Below are 17668 nucleotides of genomic sequence, written 5' to 3' on the forward strand. Positions count from 1 at the left end.
GAATCTGCGCGATTCCGCACGGATTTCGAGCAATTCCGGGCGACTCAGTGGGATGAGCGCGACAGGCGGATGTCGCCGAGGGTGAACCGGCCCGCGGGGAGCGCGGCACGGATCCGGGACTCGTCGAAGCGGCGGGACGGACGGAGGTCCGCAGGGAGTTCCGGTGCGGGTGGAGCTGACTCACTCACGCCCTCGGCCAGCATCTGCGCCTGCGCCTTCGCCACGAGTGGCGTCTTCATGAGACGTTCCGTCGCGCGCGCGAGCAGGCGGATCGTCCACACGGGGACCGGGACGTACAGCGGGCGGCGTCCGGCCACGTGCGCGATCCGGCGCACGGCCGCACCCAGCTCGAGTTCCTCGGCGCCCATGACCGCGACGGTCGGCTCCGACACCCGGCCCTCGAGTGCTGCGACGAGGACGTCGACGGCGTCCGCGACCGGCACGGGACGCACGAGACGCTCGCGGTAGCCGACGGTCGCGAACACCGGGAAGGTGCGGACGGCCTTCGTGACGTGATCGACCATGTGGTCGCCGGCGCCGTAGATCATGCCGAACTTGAGGACGGTGTGCGCGATACCCGAGACCCGCACGATCTCCTCGGCCGCCCACTTCGTCTCGTGGTATCCGGAGCCGCAGTCGGGGCGCGCGCGGAGGAAGCTCACCAGCACGACGCGATCGACGCCGGCGCGGCGGGCCGCGTCCACGACCGCCCGGGTGCCGTCGACGTGCACGCGCTGGAAGGTCTGGTCGCCGAGCTCGCGGTTGATCCCGGCGCAGTGCGCGACCGCGTCGCAGTCGGCGAACGCGGCGGCCAATGCCTCGACGTCGTCGATCTCCACGCCGGTGCGTCGGGAGACGACGACGATCTCGTGCCCGTCGTGCTGCAGTCGCTCGGCGAGGTGTCGTCCGACGAACCCGGTCCCACCGGCGATGGCCACTCGCATGCTGTCTCCTTCGCTTGTTAGCAATATAGCGAAACTGTATATCGCAATTGTGCTAGATTGCAAACATGGCAGATACAGCGTCGGACATCTTCGCCGCGCTCGCTCATCCGACGCGGCGGCAGATCCTGCAGGACCTCAAAGACGGCGAGCTCGCCGCGGGGGAGATCGCCGCACGCTTCGACGCCACCGGTCCGACCATCTCCCGGCACCTGAGCGTCCTGCGCCAGGCGGGCCTCGTCTCCGAGCGCCGCGACGCGAACCGCATCCTCTACTCGCTCGTCGGTGAGCGCCTCGCGCTGTCGGTGGGCGACTTCCTGTCCACCGTGTGCCCGGAGCAGATGGTCCTGCGCGAGGTCCGGAAGCGTCGGACCGCGTAGCTCGGTCTCGATCCGGCCCTGAGTCGCCCGAAGATGTCCGATTCCGCCGCGATCTCGAGCCGTTTCGGGCGACTCAGCGCAGCCCGAGCGTGACGCTGCGGACGATCGTCTGCGTGGCGGCATGTCCGGCGCGGGTCGGCAGCAGTGCCCAGACGTGGAACTGTCCGGTGCCCTCGTGGTAGTCGACCGTGACGCCGGCCGCTTCGGCTCGTTCGACGAGCAACTCGGCGTCGGGGTTGAGGACGTCGCGTGTCCCACTCAAGACCGTGAGTGGTCCGAGCCCGGCGAGGTCGCCGAAGAGGGGGCTCACGGTCGGATCGGTGATGTCCAGGTCGCCGCGCCAATGCTCCGCGAACACGCGCCCACCCGGCGTCGCCAGCCAGGGGTCGCTCGGCTGCACGAGCGGGATCCGCGGGTTGCTCCAAGTGAGGTCGAGTGCTGGTGACAGCAGGGTGGTCATCGGGAGGACGACGCCCTCGTCCCGGAGTCGGAGCACAGCCGACAGGGCGATCTGACCGCCGGCCGAGTCGCCCGCGAGGACGGTCGGCCCGTGCCGCTCGATGCTGCGCCGGACCAGCTCGACGACGCCGTCCTGCGCCACGGCCGCGGTGCCGTAGGGCACGAGCGGGTAGATCGGCAGCGTGACCACCGCGCCGGTCTCCGCGGCGATGGTGGCGGCCAGCGTCCAGTGCTGCGGTGCGATCTCGCCGACCCAGCCGCCGCCGTGCGCGTACACGACCCCGCCGATCGCCGGTCGTCCCGTGGGGGACACGGTGTACACCGGCCAGTCTCCCAAACGTTCGACGTCGACCCGGACGTCGCTGCGGAGGGTGCTGGGTGGACCATAGGACGCCGGCCGGAGGGTGCGCTCCCGGATCCGGCGGCGCGCGCCGGCCTCGCTCACGAAGGCGCGGTTCGCGCGGATCAGTCGGAGCGCGGGGCCGACGACGGCGCCTGGGATGGTGAGCACGGTGCCTCCGCGGTTGACGGGTTCCTGGGTCTCGCCACGGTAGCAGCGCAGGCTGGGCAGGAGTCCCCATCGCCCGGTCTCCTCCGCGCAGCCATACTGGCGGCATGACCCGTCACCGCCTGCTGTCCATCGGTGCCCTCGTGGCGCTCCCCGCTTCGCTCCTGCTCGCCGGCTGCAGTTTCAGCGCCAGCGCGAGCCTCACGGTGCCGGCCTCGGACATCGAGGACACGGCCGCCGGCGCGCTGGAGGAGCAGGTCGGTACCCGTCCCGACCTCGACTGCGGCGACGAGCGCGTGAAGCTCATCGACGACACCACCGTCGACTGCACGCTGACCGATCCGTCGAGCGGCTCCGAGTACGACGCCGTCGTCACGATCAGCGACGTCGAGGGCACGAAGTACCACGTGGCGGTCCAGGTCGCCGACACCGCGAACTGATCCCAGGCTCAGACCCGTCCTTGACGGGTCTGGCGGGTCTTCGTCGTGGGACACTGGCAGACGGCGTCGACGTGCCGATCGCGCCGCCGCAGCCCGTCCCGAAGGAACCGCATGCCCGAGCTGAACCCCGTCGTCATCGAGCGAGTCGCCTGGGACGACGAGCGGGCCGTGCGGCTCCGCGCCGCGATGGACGAGGAGATGGACGCCCGGTACGCGTCGGCCTGGGAGGACTGGGACCCGGCGGCCGCCGAGCGAGCGCTGACCGCGTTCACCGTCGATCCTGCCGACATCAGCGCGACCTTCCTGGCCCTCATCGACGGCGAGCCGGTCGGCCACGCCGCCCTGCGCCGACTGCACGGCGAATGGGAGCTCAAGCGCGTCGTCACCCTCCCGGCTCACCGCGGCCGGGGTGTCTCGAAGCGCCTGATCACCGCCGTCGAGGACACCGCCCGTGCCGAGGGGGCGTCCCGACTCATCCTGCAGACCGGCGACCGCCAGCCCGAGGCCGTGCGGCTCTACGAGTGGCTCGGCTACGAACCCATCCCGATCTACTCGCCGTATGAGGTCATCCCGATGTCGCTCTGCTACGCCCGCCCGCTCCGCTGACGCTCGGCGGCGCGGCTGTCGCCGCTAGTGAGCAGCCTTCGCGGGCTGGTTCCGTGACCGCAGGCGCGAGATCCCGGTCACGATCGCGACGACGATCAGACCGAGCACGACACCGAACACGGCGGACATCGCGGTGTCGGCGATCCAGACGACGACCGGTCCGGCGGCCTCGATCGCGTGGGTGACGACGTGCAGGAGGTCGTACGGGCCGTGCCAGAACGTCTCGGCGAGGTTCGCGATCACGAGGTGGCCGCCGACCCAGAGCATCGCGATCGTGCCGACGATGCTGATGACGCGGAAGACCGCGGGCATCGACGCGACGATCCGTGCACCGGTGCGGCGGACGCCGCGTGACGGGTTCTTCATGAGTCGGAGTCCGATGTCGTCGATCTTCACGAGCAGGGCGACCGCGCCGTAGACGACCGCCGTCATGACGAGGCCGATGACCAGGAGGGCGCCCAGCGTCATCCAGATGCCGAGCCCTGAGTCGAGGCTGGCGAGGGAGATGAGCATGATCTCCGTGCTGAGGATGAGGTCGGTGCGGACGGCCCCGGAGACGAGCTTCTTCTCGTCGCGGACGTCCTCCTCCGCCTCGGCGTGGTGCATGCCGAACCACTCCATGACCTTCTCCGCGCCCTCGAAGCAGAGGTAGGTGCCTCCGATGATGAGGAGGAACGGCAGCACCCAGGGGGCGAACGCCGTGAGCAGCAGGGCGATCGGGATGATGATGACGAACTTGTTGATGAGGCTGCCGCGGGCGATCCGCCACACGACCGGCAGCTCCCGAGCGGGGGTGAGCCCCTGCACGTACTGCGGGGTGACGGCCGCATCGTCGATGACGACGCCGGCGGTCTTCGCACTCGCCTTGAGGGCTGCGCTGAGGATGTCATCGACAACGGCGAGCAGGCCGACCGACATGTGCTTCTCCTTGGCTCGGGGTCACACCGCTGCGGGCTCGGCGGGGACGGAGTCCACAGTACTGTCGCGATCGCCGAAGGGTGTACTGCTGGACACTCCCTCGCCGACGTGCACGGCCGTAGCGTCGTCCGTATGCAGATCCAACCGAAACCCGCGACGATCAAGAACCCCGCCGAGCAGTTCACCGGCGACGTCTACCTCGACCTGCTGGCCGCGCCGCAGCAGGACGGCCAGCACATGATGGTCGCGAAGGTACGGTTCCTCCCCGGCGCCCGCACCGCATGGCACTCCCATGCCAACGGGCAGACCCTCCACGTCACCGAGGGGGTCGCCCTCATGGGCACGCGCGACGGTGCCGTTCTCGTCGTCCAGCCGGGCCAGACGGTCTACACCCCACCCGGCGAGGAGCACTGGCACGGAGCCACGCCCGACGACTACATGGAGCACCTCGCGATGTTCGAACAGGCGGACGACCCGGCAACGAGCACGACCTGGCTCGAGCACGTCGCCGAAGCCGACTACCACCGCCCCTGACCGACTGCCCGACCGCGGCCCTGCTTCTCCGTTGTGGAGAAGCGGGGTCCTCCCCGGAGGTAGGGAGGCCTCCCTTCCATGCGGATGCCACCCCGGTACTGTTGGCACTCACGACAGATTGGGGATTTCGAATGGTCGAGACCACACCGCGCCGCTCACGGTCGGCCGTGCTCGCGCTGACCTTGACGATCGGAACGCTCGTCGCGGCGGCGATCATCGGCGGATACTTCATCATCGTCGGCGATCAGGCCGACATCGCTGGGCGGGTCTGGCTCACGCTGCTGCTGCTCGCGGCCTTCGTCGGGGCCGTGTCGCTCGACGCCGCAGCCGGCCACGGACCCAACAAGTGGTACCTCGCGGTGTCGACGTTGGTGAACATCTTCCTCGTCACCGTCGGCCTCCTGAAGCTGTGGAACGGGTGGCTCCAGCCGCCGAACACCTCCGACGGGTTCGTCTGGTCCACGCAGATCATGCTGTTCCTCGGCATCCTCATCATCGTGCGTCTGGCGCTCATCATCATCCAGGTGTACTTCCTCCACTTCGTCACCCGCGCCACGTCCACCGTGGTCAGGGCCACCGGCATCGTGACGATCGCGCTCATCATCGCCACGGTCCTCGTGCTCGTGCTGCCCATGGCGTTCCCCGAGGGCACCTGGGCTGACTGGTGGTGGCGCATCGCCGCGGCCACGACACTCGCTGCGGCGATCTCCGCCGTGATCCCCGTCATCGTCCGGGCGTTCTCGCCGAAGCCGGAGGGCGAGCGGGTGTCCTACGGGCAGCAGCCGTACCGTCCGGAGGTGTACCAGCAGGCCGCACCCGGCTACCCGGTTCAGAGCTACCCGGGGCAGCAGGGCTACCCGGGCCAGCAGCCGTACCAGGGGCAGCAGCCGTACCAGGGGCAGCAGGCGCAGCAGCCCTACCAGGGGCAGCCGTACCCGCAGCAGCCGCACCAGGGGCAGCAGCAGCCGTACCAGGGGCAGCAGCAGCCGTATGGCGGCCAGCCGAACCCCGGCCAGCCGAACCCCGGCCAGTATGGGCAGGGGCACCCCGGGCAGGGCTTCCAGGGGCAGCCGCAGCAGGGGCAGCCGGCCCCGCAGCAGCCGGGCCAGCAGTGGCCCGCTCCGTCCTGGCAGGGCTCCGCGCCCGGGCAGCCTGCTCCGGCACAGCCCGCGCCGCAGCAGTGGGGGCCTCCGCAGCCGCAGGTCCCGTCGTCGCCGGTTCCGCCCGCGCCTCCGCAGCAGGACCAGCAGCCTCCGCAGGAACCGAAGCAGCCGACGGAGTCGCAGCAGCCGACGCAGCCGCAGAGCCCGCCGCCCGCCGAGTAGGCGAACCGACCAGGAGCCGGCTGGAAGCCCACCGCTTCCAGCCGGCTCAGTCGTCGGTCGCACTCGAAGCCGCGCTTCACTTGCGCACAATTGCGTAGGCGTGTCGGGCATGTCCTCGCCCAGCGGCGGATGTGGCGATGCGCTCGCTCCGTGAGGATGGAATCGGCGCGGTGCGACCGCCCGCCGCCGACTCCTCACGATGGGTGACGATGCGCAAGCTCCTGAAGGTTCCACTGATCTCGATCGCCACGATCGCCGGCCTCATCGCAGCGGGTCTCGCGACGACGAGCATCGTGAACGCCGTCGCGAGTTCGTCGGAAGCGGGCGACCTGCAGCCCTATGGGCAGTTGGTCGACGTCGACGGCAAGGACATGAACGTCGTCATCAGTGGTTCCGGCGCCGAGACGATCGTCCTGCTGCCCGGGCAGGGCACCGCGGCACCCGGCCTCGACTTCGAGCCGCTCGTCGACGAGCTCCGCGATCAGTACCGGGTGGTGGTGGTCGAGCCGTTCGGCTACGGCCTCAGCGATCAGACGGACGTGCCCCGGACCTCGGCCAACATCGCCGGCGAGGTGCACGCCGCCCTGCAGCACCTCGGCATCGACCGCTACGTCCTCGCCGGACACTCGATCGCCGGTATCTACGCCCTCGAGTATCTGGAGCGGTTCCGCGCCGAGGTGACGGCGTTCATCGGGATCGACACGAGCGTCCCGACCCAGCCCGGAAGCGACGAGCCGACACCGACCGACGGCGTCGAGACGCTGCAGGCGCTCGGCATCCTCCGCCTCCTCACCGCCATCGCGCCCGACCCGTACGAGGGCCTCCCGTACGACGCCGACACGAAGCGCCAACTCGCGATCCTGACGAACCGCAATGCGATGTCGCCGACGCTTCTCGACGAGATCGCCCACACGCCCGGCAACTTCCAGGCGGCCCGATCCCAAGCGTTCCCGGCCGACCTGCCGATCCTCATGTTCGTCGTCGGCGACGACCCGGAACTCTCCGACTGGGTGCCCCTCCACGAGGAGCAGCTCGCCGGAGTCGACCGGGGTGAACTCGTCCGACTCGACGGCGGCCACTACCTGCACCACACCGAGGCGGCGGTGATGGGCGAGGACATCAAACGGTTCCTCGCCGACACGCCGGGAGACTGAATCCCCGGCCGATCCGGGCTGGCGTGTCGTCGGATGTCGGGTTAGGCTCACTCTCGATCGAACGTATGTTCGAACGACGGGAGGCCACGCATGTTGATAACGAGCACCGAGATCGCGGTCTGGACGACGCCGGCAGGCGTGCCGGAGCGACTGTTCTGGGACGGAGCCCGGTACCTCGTCACCGACACCCCGACCCCGCTCGAGCCGAACGTCTCGTTCGTCACCCATCCGCCCGCGGCGACCCCCGCCTGGCGGTTCCAGGCGACCGCTGCAGACGGCCGGTCCTTCGTCTTCGACATCCGACTCGACGCCGCGCGCGGACGCTGGCAGCTCCTCCGAGCGTACGAATGAACCGCTCGGACCGTCGCCCGCGCCGACGTCGCTCCGGGTGTCAGGCGGCCGGCTGCAACCGCACGACGATCGCCTTCGAGACCGGGGTGTTGCTGCGGTCTGCCGTCGAATCGAGCGGGACGAGGACGTTCGCCTCGGGGAAGTACGCCGCGGCACATCCACGAGCGGTCGGGTAGGAGACGACGCGGAAGCCGCGGAGCTCCCGATCCGGCTGCCCGGCCCACTCGCTGAAGACGTCCACCGTCTGCCCGTCCTCCAGGCCGAGGTCGCGGAGGTCGTCCGGGTTGACGAAGACGACGTTCCGGCCCTTCTTGATGCCGCGGTACCGGTCGTTCAGGCTGTAGATCGTCGTGTTGAACTGGTCGTGTGAGCGCAGGGTCTGCAGGAGCAGCCGACCGGGCGGGCAGTGGATCGGTTCGAGCTCATTGACCGTCAGCAGGGCGCGACCCTCGGGGTTCGTGAACGTGCGGGAATCCCGCGGTCCGTTCGGCAGGACGAAGCCGTCCTCGCGGCGGATCTGCTCGTTGTACCCCTCGCAGCCCGGCACGACCCGTCCGATGTGTTCGCGGATCGTGTCGTAGTCGTCCTCGAACGCCTGCCAGGCGATGCCCGAGTCCTCACCGAGCGTCGCACGCGCGAGGCGCGTGATGATGGCGACCTCGGAGAGCAGACCGGGCGCTGCCGGCGGGATACGGCCGTGCGAGGCGTGGACCGCGCACACCGAGTCCTCCACGCTGACCATCTGCGGTCCGCTCGCCTGCAGGTCGATCTCGGTGCGCCCGAGGGTCGGCAGGATGATCGCCGCCTCGCCCGTGACCGCGTGCGAGTGGTTGAGCTTCGTGGAGATCTGCACGGACAGCTGCGTTCCGCGGATCGCGGCCTCGGCGGCGGCGGTGTCGGAGATCGCCGCGACGAAGTTGCCGCCGAGCGAGATCCAGGTGCGGACCTCGCCCCGCTGCATCGCTCGGATCGCGTTCACCGCGTCGACCCCGTGCTCCCGCGGCATCGGGACCGCGAACTCGCGCTCCATGGCGGCGAGGAAGGACTCGGGCATCTGCTCCCAGATACCCATCGTCCGGTCGCCCTGCACGTTGCTGTGCCCGCGGATCGGCGACGCACCGGCGCCAGGCTTGCCGATGTTCCCGCGGAGGAGGAGCAGGTTGATGATCTCCTTGATCCCGTTGACCGCCGCCTTGTGCTGGGTCAGACCCATCGCCCAGGTGACGATCGTCGCGTTCGACGCGATGTAGCGCTCGGCGAGTTCGTCGATCTGCTCGCTCGAGAGGCCGGTCGCCTCGAGCACCGCCGCCTCGTCGAGGTCGGCCAGGTGGGCCGTCAGCTCCTCGAGTCCGAGGCAGTGCTCAGCGAGGAACGCGTGGTCGAGGATCGTCCCCGGAGCTGCCGCCTCGGCCTCCAGGACCCGCTTCGAGACCGCCTGCAGCAGCGCCATGTCGCCGCCGAGCCGGATCTGCAGGAACTGGTCGGAGATGACCGTGCCGCGCCCGACCATGCCGCGGACCGTCTGCGGATTCTTGTACCGCTCGAGCGCCGCCTCGGGGAGCGGGTTCACCGAGACGATCGTCGCGCCCGCCTGCTTCGCGTCCTCGAGCGCCGTGAGCATGCGCGGATGGTTCGTGCCCGGGTTCTGGCCCATCACGATGATGAGGTCGGCCTGCTCGAAGTCCTCGTACCGGATCGTCGACTTCCCGACGCCGATCACCTCGCCGAGCGCCGTGCCGGTGGACTCGTGGCACATGTTCGAACAGTCGGGGAGGTTGTTGGTCCCGAAGGCGCGAACGAAGAGCTGGTAGACGAAGGCCGCCTCGTTCGACGCGCGGCCGCTCGTGTAGAACACGGCTTCGTCGGGGGACGCCTGCCCACGCAGCTGCTCACCGACGATCGCGAACGCCTCGTCCCAGCTCACCGGCCGGTAGTGGTCCGAACCGGCCGGCTTGTAGACGGGCTCCGACAGCCGACCCTGCATGCCGAGCCAGTACTCCGACTTGTCGGCGAGATCGCTGAGCGGGTGTTCGGCCCAGAAGGCGCTCGGGATGACGACCGGCGTCGCCTCCCAGATGACGGCCTTCGCGCCGTTCTCGCAGAACTCGAGCTTCTTGCGGTCGTCCGGGTCGGGCCAGGCGCAGCTCATGCAGTCGAAGCCGCCGCGCTGGTTGATCGAGGTGAACAGCTCCGCGGTCCGCTTCGGCCCGAGCTGCCGGAGGGCGGGCTCCATCGAATGCAGGATGCCGGGCAGGCCGACGGCGACGTGCTTCGGGTGGGTGACCTCGATGTCGGCGTCCGTGACGTCCTCGACGGGCGGTTCGGCGCTCATGCGCTCGCTCCGGTCTGGAGTGCTGCTGGTGCCGAGTCCTCGGCCGGGTCGGCAAGGCGGTGCGCACCGCTGTAGACGACCATCGAGTCGCCTCGGAGGAAGCCGACGAGCGTCATCCCGAGTTCGGTGGCGAGTTCGGCGGCGAGCGACGACGGCGCGGAGACGGCGGCGAGCATCGGGATGCCGGCCATCGAGGCCTTCTGCGTGAGCTCGAAACTCGCGCGCCCCGACACCATCAGGACCATGGAGCGGAGCGGGAGCAACCCCTCCTTCGCCGCCCATCCGACCACCTTGTCGACGGCGTTGTGCCGACCGACGTCCTCGCGGAGCACGAGCATCTCGCCGGTGCGGGCGTCGAACAGGCCGGCCGCGTGCAGACCGCCGGTGCGCTCGAAGACCGCCTGCTGTGCCCGGAGGCGGTCGGGGAAGGTCACGAGGAGCGCCGGGTCGAGGCGGAAGTCGTCGTCCGCGACGGAGTACCGCGAGCTCGTCCGGACGGCGTCGATGCTCGCCTTGCCGCAGAGGCCGCACGAGCTGGTGGTGAAGAAGTTCCGTTCCAGGCTCGGATCCGGGGCGGGGACGCCGGGGGACAGGGCGACGTCGAGCACGTTGTACGTGTTGACGCCCTCGTCCGTCGCGCCGGCGCAGTACCGCGCGGTGCGGACGTCGTCACCCCGGCCGATCACGCCCTCCGAGACGAGGAAGCCGATCGCGAGGTCGACGTCGTGACCGGGCGTCCGCATCGTGATGGCGAGCGAACGACCACCGACGCGGATCTCGAGCGGCTCCTCGACGGCGAGGACGTCCTCGCGGGTGCGTGCGGGCTGTCCCACCGTGATGCGGGTGACGCGTCTGCGCGCCGTGATGCGAGTCATGGCTCATGGCTATCACCACCATCGGACGAGGGCAAGGTGCCTCACCGGATCCGCAGCCGCCTCGGGGGCTGGATCGCGGCTTAGGCTGGTGCCATGCCCGTCGACGCGATCATCCTCGCGGGAGGGCGGTCCTCCCGCCTCGGCGGCGTCGCGAAGGCGTCGTTGCTCCGCGACGGCCGGACGCTCCTCCAGCTCGCGATCGATGCTGCGCGGGCGGCCGGCGGCCGTGTCGTCGTGGTCGGCCCCGAGGCCGGGACGACCGCTCCGGTCCGCTTCGTCCGCGAGCGCCCCGTCTTCGGTGGCCCTGCCGCAGCCATCGCCGCAGGCCTGGACGCCCTGCGTGATGGCGTCGCGGCCGAGGGTCTCGCACAGGTCGCCGTCCTCGCCTGCGACATGCCGGATGCCGCGCCGGCGCTCGCCGCGGTGCTCGACGCAGCCACAGCCGCGACCGGGGCCGACACCGACGGCTGGGTCGCGGTGGACGACTCCGGTCGTGAGCAGTCGCTGCTCGCCGTCTACCACCGGGAGGCCCTGGAAAACCGGGTCGCCGCACTCCGGGCGTCACAACCGAGCGGTGACCTCGCGGGTGTCTCCGTCCGCCAGCTGCTCGCCGGACTCGTCCTCCGCCAGGTGCCCATTCCCGACGGCGGCTCGGCCGACGTCGACACCTGGGCCGACGCCACCGGACTCGGGGTCGTCACCGCCGTCGAGTCGCCGGCGCCGACCGCGTCCACCACGCCGACCGCCGACCCTGAGGAGCGTCTCCCATGACCGATGACCTGCATGCCGTCCTCGCCGACTGGACCGACCGGGTGTCCGCTGAGCTGGAGCTCGGCGACGTCGCGGTCGACATCGACGCCGTCCTCGGACTCGCGGGCACGGCCGCGCACGCCGTGCTGCGTCCGGCCGCCCCGCTGACCACCTACCTCGTCGGCATCGCCGTCGGGAAGGCGCTCGCGAGCGGGGCGGATCCGGTCGCCGCCGCCGAGGCTGCGACCGCGGCCGTCGAGCGGCTGGTCGCCTCGGACTCGACCGCATGACGAGGTCCTCCTGGTCGGACGCCCGCAGCATCGCGCATGCGGCGGGTGCCGCGCAGCGGTCCGACGTCGTCGACACCCTGGCGCTCGCCAAGGCCTTCGGGCACGTCCTCGCGGCGCCGCTCGTCTCGCCCATCGCGATCCCGCACTACGCCTCCTCGGCGATGGACGGCTGGGCGGTTTCCGGGAACGGCCCGTGGACCCTGCTGACCGGCGGCGACGCCGAACGCGCCCGGTCGGTCGGACTCAGCGATGGTGTCGCGGTCGACGTCCTGACCGGTGGGCTGATCCCGGCGGGCGCCGAGGCGGTCCTCCAGCTCGAGCACGGCATGGTCGAGCACGGTTCGGGATCAGCTCGCCTCCACCTCGCACCGTCCGCACCGAACGGGGAGCCGCGGCCGGGGCGGCACATCCGGCCCGCCGGAATCGAGTCACCCGCGGGGTCGACCGTCCTCGACGCCGGCACTCGCCTGGGTCCCGTCCACCTCGCGGTCGCCGCCGGCGCGGGCTTCGACCGCGTGTCCGTCGTACCGACCCCGCGCGTCCGCCTGGTCCTCACGGGCGACGAGGTCGTCACGAGCGGCGTGCCCGCACCCGGGTTCGTGCGCGACAGCTTCGGTCCATCGCTCCCGGGAGTGATCGCCTCGCTCGGTGGCGTCGTCACGTCCAGTGTCCGTGTCGGCGACGACACGTCCACCACGGCGGACGCCCTCGGGCTGACGAGTGCGGTCGGCGCTCCTGCCCGCCACCAGCGGGACCTCGTCGTGACCACGGGGGGTACCGGCGACTCCCGCGCCGATCATGTCCGAGCGCTGCTCCGCGACGCCGGAGCGGACTTCCTCGTGGACGGCGTCGACGTCCGCCCGGGTGGCCCTGCGCTGCTCGCGCGGCTGCCGGACGGCCGCCTGTTCGTCGGGCTGCCCGGCAACCCGCTCGCCGCACTGCTCAGTGTCCTCACGCTCGTGCACCCGGTGCTCGCCGGCCTCCAGGGACTCGAGCTTCCGGCCCTGCGACCGGCGGTGCTCGCCTCGCCCGTCGACGGGGTCCGTTCCGGGACGGTCCTGCGTCCCTACCGCTCGGTGCACGATCCCGATTCGGCGACGCCGCATGCGGAGCCGACGCCATGGCACGGGGCAGCCATGCTCCGCGGGCTCGCCGACGCCGACGGCGTGCTCGTGTGCCCGGGCTCCGGCGCGGCCGCGGGCGGCCTGGTACCGAGTCTCGACCTGCCCTGGTGATCGGGCCTCGGGTCAGCGGCCCCGGACGGCTGCCGCCGTCATCAGCTGCAGCAGTTCCTCGCCGGCGAGGATGCCGCGCCGCTCGGTGACCGTCAGCGTGTCGATCGTGAAGCCCTCGTCGTCGAGCTCGCCGTGCGCCGGCCGGAACGCGAGGTCGGCGGTCTCCAGCATCGACTGGTCGAGGAGCGAGTCGCCGGCCGCGAGCACGAGTGGGCCGTCGAGGCGGCGGGCGACTTCACTGACGGCATCGTGCTTCGTGAGCGTCCAGGGTACGCAGTAGAGCTTGCGTCCCTGCAGGGACACCGTCCACCCGAGCCGTTCGCACTCCTGCTCGACCTGTTCGAGCCAGCCCGCCGGGATCGCGTCGCGCTCGACGATCGAGTAGAAGAACAGCGCGTCCGCGACGTTCGTCTTGAGGATCCAGGTCGGCGACGCCAGCTCCTCGAAGCGCGCGAGTGCCTCGTCGAGCGGAGCGGTGTGGTCGGTGAGGTGCGCTCGCACGCGATCGCGCCAGTCGGCGTCGGGGACGCCGTCGACGAGGATCTCGCCGCCGTTGCTCGTGATCGCGTATGCGGGTGCGCCGCCCGGCAGCTGCACCCGCTGATACTGCGCCACCGTCCGCGTCGTGACCGGCATGAACACGGCTTGCGAGCGCAGCTCGATCAGCAGGCGCTCCGACTCGCGCGTCATGAACGAGATCGGCACGCCGTTCCAGAGCTCCGAGACGATGATCGACGGCGCCTCGGGGTCTGGCGTCTCGAGCCAGAACGCCTTCGGCGAGTAGATGAGGGTGCGATCCAGGTCGCAGGCGACGAGGGCGCTCACTGGGCGTCTCCCGCCGCGGCGTCGCTCAACGGGTTGATGAGTCCGACACAGCTGTAGGGCAACCCGGGCACGACCTCGACCGGCACACCGCGCTGCTCGGCGAGCAGGAGCACGTGCGCGACGTCGTCGAGGGCGTCCGGTGACACGAGCACCTTCCACGGCACCCGGCGGAGCAGGACGCGGGTGGTCTCGCCGACACCCGGCTTCACGAGGTTCACCGTCGGGATGTCGTACTGTTCCCGGATCCGCTCGACGGCCTCCCAGCCGATCCAGCTCGGTTCGCGATCGGCAGCTGAGGCCTCCTCCACGCCCGCTGCGACGTCGTCGACCACCTCGGCGAAGCGACTGGAGACCGCGTCGAGGAAGGCGCCGGAGACGTCGTGACTGCTCAGCTCGCGGTAGAACTTGGCGCCGTGGAACTGGTCGTCGGAGAGCAGCTCGCGGTTGTACACCGTGCGGGACACGAGGCCGGAGACGGTGGAGTTCAGGCATGCCGAGGGGATGAGGTAGTCGTCACGGGTGCCGTAGACGGGCACACAGTGTCCGGGGTCGGCGAGGACGGCCAGCTCGTCGGAGAAGCGGATGCCGTCGGTCTCGGCGAAGCGTTCCAGCGCCGCCGTCAGTTCGCGCGCGATGGCGCCCTTGCCGGTCCAGCCGTCGACGAACGCGATCTGCTCCGGGTCGTGGTGCGCCGCGAGGTAGCGCAGTGCGGTCCCGTCGACGCCGACACCGCGGACGATGCTCATCGTGTAGTGCGGCACGTCGATCCCGCGGACCTCCTTCGCCCAGCGACGCATGAGGATCCCGATGGGCGTTCCGGCGCGGGCGAGGGAGACCAGCACCGGCCGGTTCGCGCGGGAGGCCAGGACGAGGTCGGTGACGACGCCGACGGCCACCGCGAGACGTCGGCTCGACCGCGCGAGGGCGTCCCGGTAGAGCTCCTCGTACTCGGGGGAGGGCAGGTACTCGATGGGCAGCGACTCGGCGTAGTGCGCGCGACCGCTCTGGATCGCGGCCTCACGTTCGGAGGCGTCGGCCTCGAGGCGGGTGTCACCGAGGTCGGTCAGCAGCCAGCGCACCTCCGAGGCGTCGTAGGACCCGAAGTCCGGTCCGGTGAGCGGCTCGGGGAGGGCGGCGGCGTCGATGGTCACGGTGCGGGGTTCCATTCGGCTGGGGTCGGGACGGATTCGGAGAGGAGGACGACGATGACGTGGTCGGTGACGGTCCGCAGTGCCTCGACGACGCCGTCGGGCCGGAGCAGGAGCTCGCGGTCGGCGCCCGGCTCCGGGAACAGGGCCACCGCCGCGAACCGCGAGCCGCCGCGCGAGAGGTTGTAGGCGAAGCGGGGTCCGAAGCCGTCGATCGTACGGTCGTGGCTGGTGAAGCACACCGCGCTCGCGATGGCGTAGTCGTCACGGTCGATGACGGCGATGGGGGACCGCGTGGTGGTCGAGAAGCGCGTCGCTCCGCGGGTGCGGTCGAGGTGGGCGGCGACGGCCAGCGGTACCGCGATGAACTCCTCGGAGCCGAGCACCACGACCTCGCCGTCCGGCAGTTTCGGAAGGACCCGGTCGGCGATCGCGGCGGTCACCGCGTCGTCGAGGCGTCCTGGCGCACCGAAGCGCGCGCTCCGCACGGGCGGCAGGTCGGAGGCGTCCACGACGACGACGTCGCCGGTTGCGGTCGATCCGGCTACCGACGCGGCGGGTGCGGCGTCGATGACCGCTCGCGCGCGGGCGAGGACGTCCTCCGGTAGGTCGACGGCACCCACGCCGAGCGCCACGACGGTGATCCGGGTGCCGAGGCGGTCGGCGAGGTCGTCGAAGCGCTGTCGGTCCGCATCCGAACGGAGGTCGATGAGGCCGGCGACCACCCAGTGCGCCTGCGGCGTGTTGGCGTGCAGCGCGGTGATCGTGTTGCGCACGGTGCGTCCGGTGCTCAACTCGTCGTCGACGAGCACCGTGGTGCCGCCGACCGTGGCCCACGCGGGGTCGCTCGGGTACAGGCGGTGGTCGCTCGCGTGCGAGTGCTCCTCCTCGAACGGCGTGAAGGGCACGTCCGCCTCGTGCCTCGTGGAGTGGAGGTAGGGCGAGCCGAGCGCGTCGGCGACGATGTGGCCGAGCCCGGTCGCCGTCTCCGCATAACCGACGGTGACGAGCTCCGGCCCGGCAGCTGGGGCCGCATCGCGGAGCTGGGCGAGGTGCTCGCGGACGGCGGTGAGGGCGGCGAGGCCGTCAGCATCCGGCCGTTCCCGACGGGCCAAGAGCTGCGCCACGGTGTCGAACGGAGCCGTCTCCGGATCGCTGCCGTCGAGCGCGCTCCGCACCAGCAGTCCGAGCAGTTCTCCGGCGGCGAGTGCCAGGCCGGGCACGGTCGGCACGTGTTTGGCGAGGACCGTCGACACGAGCAGCTGCGCGCGTTTGGGGTTGTCGCGGAGCGCGAGACCGACGAGGTCCTCCACCGGGATCAGGCTCCGGGACGCGTCCGAGCGCAGGCCGATGCCGACGGCGTCGCGCACGAAACCGCCTGTCCATGCGCCCGTCCATACGGTCACCGCATGCTCGTCTCGAGGAGGTCGACGAAGGTCGTCTCCTCCGCTGCCACCCCGAAGGCATCCGCGCGGAGCAGGGTCTTGCGCGCCCACGCCTGGTGCGGCTTCATCTCGTTCATCTTGTTCCGGTAGGGGGAGGCGTTGGCGCCGCCACCCACGTCGCCGACGACGGAGAGGGCGTCGACGTACTCCTCGTGGCTCACGACCGACATCGCGTGGACGACCGGCACGTGGCTCGGGTGGATGACCGTCTTGCCGAGCAACCCGTTCGCCTGGTCGAGCGCGATCTCGCGGATGAGGCCGTCGAGTCCTTTGAGGAGCAGCTTCTGACGCAGCTGCGCCTCGTTCGCGTCCTGGAACGGCGTCATGCGCAGCTGCGGGCGCATGAGCCGCTCCGCGTTGTGGAAGTGCTCCCAGACCGTGCCGGTGATGACGAAGTCGTCGCCCGGTCGACCGAAGACGTTGACGACGTCGGCGATGACCGAGGAGACGAGTTTCACGTCGTACACGGTGAGGTCGCGGGAGCGCCGGAGCGAGAAGGCGCTCGAGAGGTCGGTGGCGCCGATCCGGACCGCGAGTACGTCCTCGCGGTGGGCCTTGGTGACGTCGACGATCCCGGAGAGGGTGTCGTCGCGGGTCTCGCGGTGGATCATCCGCGGCGACTCGAGGATCGGCATGACCCGGAGCCGACGCGCGCCGTTCGACCCGTCCTGCCCGTAGTCGCGCTGCACGCGACCGAGCGCTTCGAAGAAGCGGTCCGCCACCCCGTCGCTGTTCTCGTACTTGGGGATGACGAAGCCGCTCAGGAGGTCGAGTCCCGGACCGAGGAGCCCGGCGACCCGCTCGAGCTGCTCGGGCGTGCGGACGCGGATGAAGAGCAGCGGCAACACCGGGCGCTTGGACCCCGAGCTCTTGGCGGCGAGCTGCTGCATCGCCTCCGCGACGTTCGTCTCGGCGAACTCGACCGCGTCGTCGGGGACCGAGTCCTCGAGGCACAGCACCATGCTCAGGCAGCCGTGCTTCGCCTGCTTCACGACGTCCTTCGCGAGCGTCGGGCGCGTGCCGGGACTGTAGAGCGTGGCGCCGAGTGCCGCCGCCACGTGTTCCGGCGGGGAGTCGATGCTGATGGGGCTCGGGAGCTTGTGGAACAGCCGCGACGCGCGCTTGTCGTCGACGTAACTGAAGTGGCGCATG

The 17668-nt window shown here is 70.7% G+C and carries 19 protein-coding genes; 10 read left to right on the forward strand and 9 right to left on the reverse strand.

Annotated elements, in window-relative coordinates; translation table 11 throughout:
- Positions 1–44: 44 nt before the first annotated feature.
- Complete coding sequence (locus ITJ66_RS02565) at positions 45–944, reverse strand: NAD-dependent epimerase/dehydratase family protein (protein ID WP_194643219.1); 900 nt, start codon at positions 942–944, stop codon at positions 45–47.
- 65 nt (positions 945–1009) lie between these two features.
- On the opposite strand from ITJ66_RS02565, the gene ITJ66_RS02570 reads away from it, so the two are divergent.
- Positions 1010–1321 (forward strand): metalloregulator ArsR/SmtB family transcription factor, encoded by a 312-nt coding sequence (locus tag ITJ66_RS02570; protein WP_064295846.1) that lies wholly within the window; start codon positions 1010–1012, stop codon positions 1319–1321.
- Between the two features lie 73 nt (positions 1322–1394).
- On the opposite strand, the gene ITJ66_RS02575 is transcribed toward ITJ66_RS02570, so the two are convergent.
- Positions 1395–2291, reverse strand: a complete 897-nt coding sequence (locus ITJ66_RS02575; protein ID WP_194643221.1) for an alpha/beta hydrolase fold domain-containing protein — start codon at positions 2289–2291, stop codon at positions 1395–1397.
- A gap of 104 nt (positions 2292–2395) precedes the next feature.
- Between ITJ66_RS02575 and ITJ66_RS02580 the strand changes: the two genes are divergently transcribed.
- Positions 2396–2728 carry a DUF4333 domain-containing protein gene (locus ITJ66_RS02580; protein WP_137242687.1) on the forward strand — a complete coding sequence of 111 codons (333 nt, stop codon included), beginning with the start codon at positions 2396–2398 and terminating at the stop codon, positions 2726–2728.
- Positions 2729–2839: 111 nt separating this feature from the next.
- On the forward strand, positions 2840–3334 hold the full coding sequence (locus tag ITJ66_RS02585; protein WP_079000799.1) for a GNAT family N-acetyltransferase: 495 nt from the start codon (positions 2840–2842) through the stop codon (positions 3332–3334).
- Positions 3335–3358: 24 nt separating this feature from the next.
- On the opposite strand, the gene ITJ66_RS02590 is transcribed toward ITJ66_RS02585, so the two are convergent.
- Complete coding sequence (locus tag ITJ66_RS02590; protein ID WP_194643223.1) at positions 3359–4252, reverse strand: DUF808 domain-containing protein; 894 nt, start codon at positions 4250–4252, stop codon at positions 3359–3361.
- A 132-nt stretch (positions 4253–4384) separates the two neighbouring features.
- Between ITJ66_RS02590 and ITJ66_RS02595 the strand changes: the two genes are divergently transcribed.
- From ITJ66_RS02595 to ITJ66_RS02610, 4 genes are all read left to right on the forward strand, one after another.
- A complete protein-coding gene (locus tag ITJ66_RS02595) occupies positions 4385–4786 on the forward strand; it encodes a cupin domain-containing protein (protein ID WP_137242684.1) in 402 nt (133 codons plus the stop codon).
- Positions 4787–4917: 131 nt separating this feature from the next.
- Positions 4918–6111 carry a hypothetical protein gene (locus ITJ66_RS02600; RefSeq protein ID WP_194643225.1) on the forward strand — a complete coding sequence of 398 codons (1194 nt, stop codon included), beginning with the start codon at positions 4918–4920 and terminating at the stop codon, positions 6109–6111.
- Between the two features lie 209 nt (positions 6112–6320).
- Positions 6321–7265 (forward strand): alpha/beta fold hydrolase, encoded by a 945-nt coding sequence (locus tag ITJ66_RS02605; RefSeq protein WP_194643227.1) that lies wholly within the window; start codon positions 6321–6323, stop codon positions 7263–7265.
- Positions 7266–7355: 90 nt separating this feature from the next.
- Positions 7356–7616 (forward strand): hypothetical protein, encoded by a 261-nt coding sequence (locus ITJ66_RS02610; protein ID WP_064295852.1) that lies wholly within the window; start codon positions 7356–7358, stop codon positions 7614–7616.
- A gap of 40 nt (positions 7617–7656) precedes the next feature.
- On the opposite strand, the gene ITJ66_RS02615 is transcribed toward ITJ66_RS02610, so the two are convergent.
- Together ITJ66_RS02615 and fdhD are read right to left on the reverse strand one after the other, a co-directional pair.
- The gene (locus tag ITJ66_RS02615) at positions 7657–9948 is read right to left on the reverse strand and encodes an FdhF/YdeP family oxidoreductase (RefSeq protein WP_194643230.1); all 2292 of its coding nucleotides are present in this window, start codon (positions 9946–9948) and stop codon (positions 7657–7659) included.
- On the reverse strand, positions 9945–10823 hold the full coding sequence (gene fdhD, locus ITJ66_RS02620; RefSeq protein WP_194643232.1) for a formate dehydrogenase accessory sulfurtransferase FdhD: 879 nt from the start codon (positions 10821–10823) through the stop codon (positions 9945–9947). The genes ITJ66_RS02615 and fdhD overlap by 4 nt, the downstream gene beginning before the upstream one ends.
- A gap of 93 nt (positions 10824–10916) precedes the next feature.
- On the opposite strand from fdhD, the gene ITJ66_RS02625 reads away from it, so the two are divergent.
- The 3 genes from ITJ66_RS02625 to ITJ66_RS02635 are packed head-to-tail and all read left to right on the forward strand — an operon-like array spanning position 10917 to position 13098.
- Positions 10917–11594, forward strand: coding sequence for a molybdenum cofactor guanylyltransferase (locus ITJ66_RS02625; protein ID WP_194643234.1), 678 nt, complete (start codon positions 10917–10919; stop codon positions 11592–11594).
- A complete protein-coding gene (locus ITJ66_RS02630; RefSeq protein WP_194643236.1) occupies positions 11591–11863 on the forward strand; it encodes a DUF6457 domain-containing protein in 273 nt (90 codons plus the stop codon). The genes ITJ66_RS02625 and ITJ66_RS02630 overlap by 4 nt, the downstream gene beginning before the upstream one ends.
- On the forward strand, positions 11860–13098 hold the full coding sequence (locus ITJ66_RS02635; protein ID WP_194643238.1) for a molybdopterin molybdotransferase MoeA: 1239 nt from the start codon (positions 11860–11862) through the stop codon (positions 13096–13098). Before ITJ66_RS02630 ends, ITJ66_RS02635 begins: the two co-directional genes overlap by 4 nt.
- 12 nt (positions 13099–13110) lie before the next feature.
- Here the strand turns inward: ITJ66_RS02635 and ITJ66_RS02640 are convergent, their stop codons facing one another.
- The 4 genes from ITJ66_RS02640 to ITJ66_RS02655 are packed head-to-tail and all read right to left on the reverse strand — an operon-like array spanning position 13111 to position 17667.
- Positions 13111–13923: an HAD family hydrolase gene (locus ITJ66_RS02640; RefSeq protein ID WP_194643240.1), complete on the reverse strand. Its 813-nt coding sequence runs from the start codon at positions 13921–13923 to the stop codon at positions 13111–13113.
- A complete protein-coding gene (locus ITJ66_RS02645; RefSeq protein ID WP_165766968.1) occupies positions 13920–15074 on the reverse strand; it encodes a cysteine protease StiP family protein in 1155 nt (384 codons plus the stop codon). The genes ITJ66_RS02640 and ITJ66_RS02645 overlap by 4 nt, the downstream gene beginning before the upstream one ends.
- The gene (locus ITJ66_RS02650; protein ID WP_194643242.1) at positions 15071–16477 is read right to left on the reverse strand and encodes a phosphoribosyltransferase domain-containing protein; all 1407 of its coding nucleotides are present in this window, start codon (positions 16475–16477) and stop codon (positions 15071–15073) included. Before ITJ66_RS02650 ends, ITJ66_RS02645 begins: the two co-directional genes overlap by 4 nt.
- Positions 16474–17667, reverse strand: coding sequence for an HpcH/HpaI aldolase/citrate lyase family protein (locus ITJ66_RS02655; RefSeq protein WP_138945983.1), 1194 nt, complete (start codon positions 17665–17667; stop codon positions 16474–16476). Before ITJ66_RS02655 ends, ITJ66_RS02650 begins: the two co-directional genes overlap by 4 nt.
- Position 17668: the final 1 nt, after the last annotated feature.

The organism is Plantibacter sp. VKM Ac-2885 (assembly GCF_015351205.1).
Taxonomy (GTDB): Bacteria; Actinomycetota; Actinomycetes; order Actinomycetales; family Microbacteriaceae; genus Plantibacter; species Plantibacter auratus.

What these genes read in the sequence shown, in the direction of transcription:
- ITJ66_RS02635 (WP_194643238.1), top strand. Translation starts at nt 11,860, where the DNA reads ATGACGAGGTCCTCCTGGTCGGACGCCCGCAGCATCGCGCATGCGGCG.
- ITJ66_RS02615 (WP_194643230.1), bottom strand. Translation starts at nt 9,948, where the DNA reads ATGAGCGCCGAACCGCCCGTCGAGGACGTCACGGACGCCGACATCGAG.
- ITJ66_RS02600 (WP_194643225.1), top strand. Translation starts at nt 4,918, where the DNA reads ATGGTCGAGACCACACCGCGCCGCTCACGGTCGGCCGTGCTCGCGCTG.
- ITJ66_RS02595 (WP_137242684.1), top strand. Translation starts at nt 4,385, where the DNA reads ATGCAGATCCAACCGAAACCCGCGACGATCAAGAACCCCGCCGAGCAG.
- ITJ66_RS02565 (WP_194643219.1), bottom strand. Translation starts at nt 944, where the DNA reads ATGCGAGTGGCCATCGCCGGTGGGACCGGGTTCGTCGGACGACACCTC.
- ITJ66_RS02570 (WP_064295846.1), top strand. Translation starts at nt 1,010, where the DNA reads ATGGCAGATACAGCGTCGGACATCTTCGCCGCGCTCGCTCATCCGACG.
- ITJ66_RS02580 (WP_137242687.1), top strand. Translation starts at nt 2,396, where the DNA reads ATGACCCGTCACCGCCTGCTGTCCATCGGTGCCCTCGTGGCGCTCCCC.
- ITJ66_RS02585 (WP_079000799.1), top strand. Translation starts at nt 2,840, where the DNA reads ATGCCCGAGCTGAACCCCGTCGTCATCGAGCGAGTCGCCTGGGACGAC.
- ITJ66_RS02590 (WP_194643223.1), bottom strand. Translation starts at nt 4,252, where the DNA reads ATGTCGGTCGGCCTGCTCGCCGTTGTCGATGACATCCTCAGCGCAGCC.
- ITJ66_RS02625 (WP_194643234.1), top strand. Translation starts at nt 10,917, where the DNA reads ATGCCCGTCGACGCGATCATCCTCGCGGGAGGGCGGTCCTCCCGCCTC.
- fdhD (WP_194643232.1), bottom strand. Translation starts at nt 10,823, where the DNA reads ATGACTCGCATCACGGCGCGCAGACGCGTCACCCGCATCACGGTGGGA.
- ITJ66_RS02605 (WP_194643227.1), top strand. Translation starts at nt 6,321, where the DNA reads ATGCGCAAGCTCCTGAAGGTTCCACTGATCTCGATCGCCACGATCGCC.
- ITJ66_RS02655 (WP_138945983.1), bottom strand. Translation starts at nt 17,667, where the DNA reads ATGCGCCACTTCAGTTACGTCGACGACAAGCGCGCGTCGCGGCTGTTC.
- ITJ66_RS02610 (WP_064295852.1), top strand. Translation starts at nt 7,356, where the DNA reads ATGTTGATAACGAGCACCGAGATCGCGGTCTGGACGACGCCGGCAGGC.
- ITJ66_RS02630 (WP_194643236.1), top strand. Translation starts at nt 11,591, where the DNA reads ATGACCGATGACCTGCATGCCGTCCTCGCCGACTGGACCGACCGGGTG.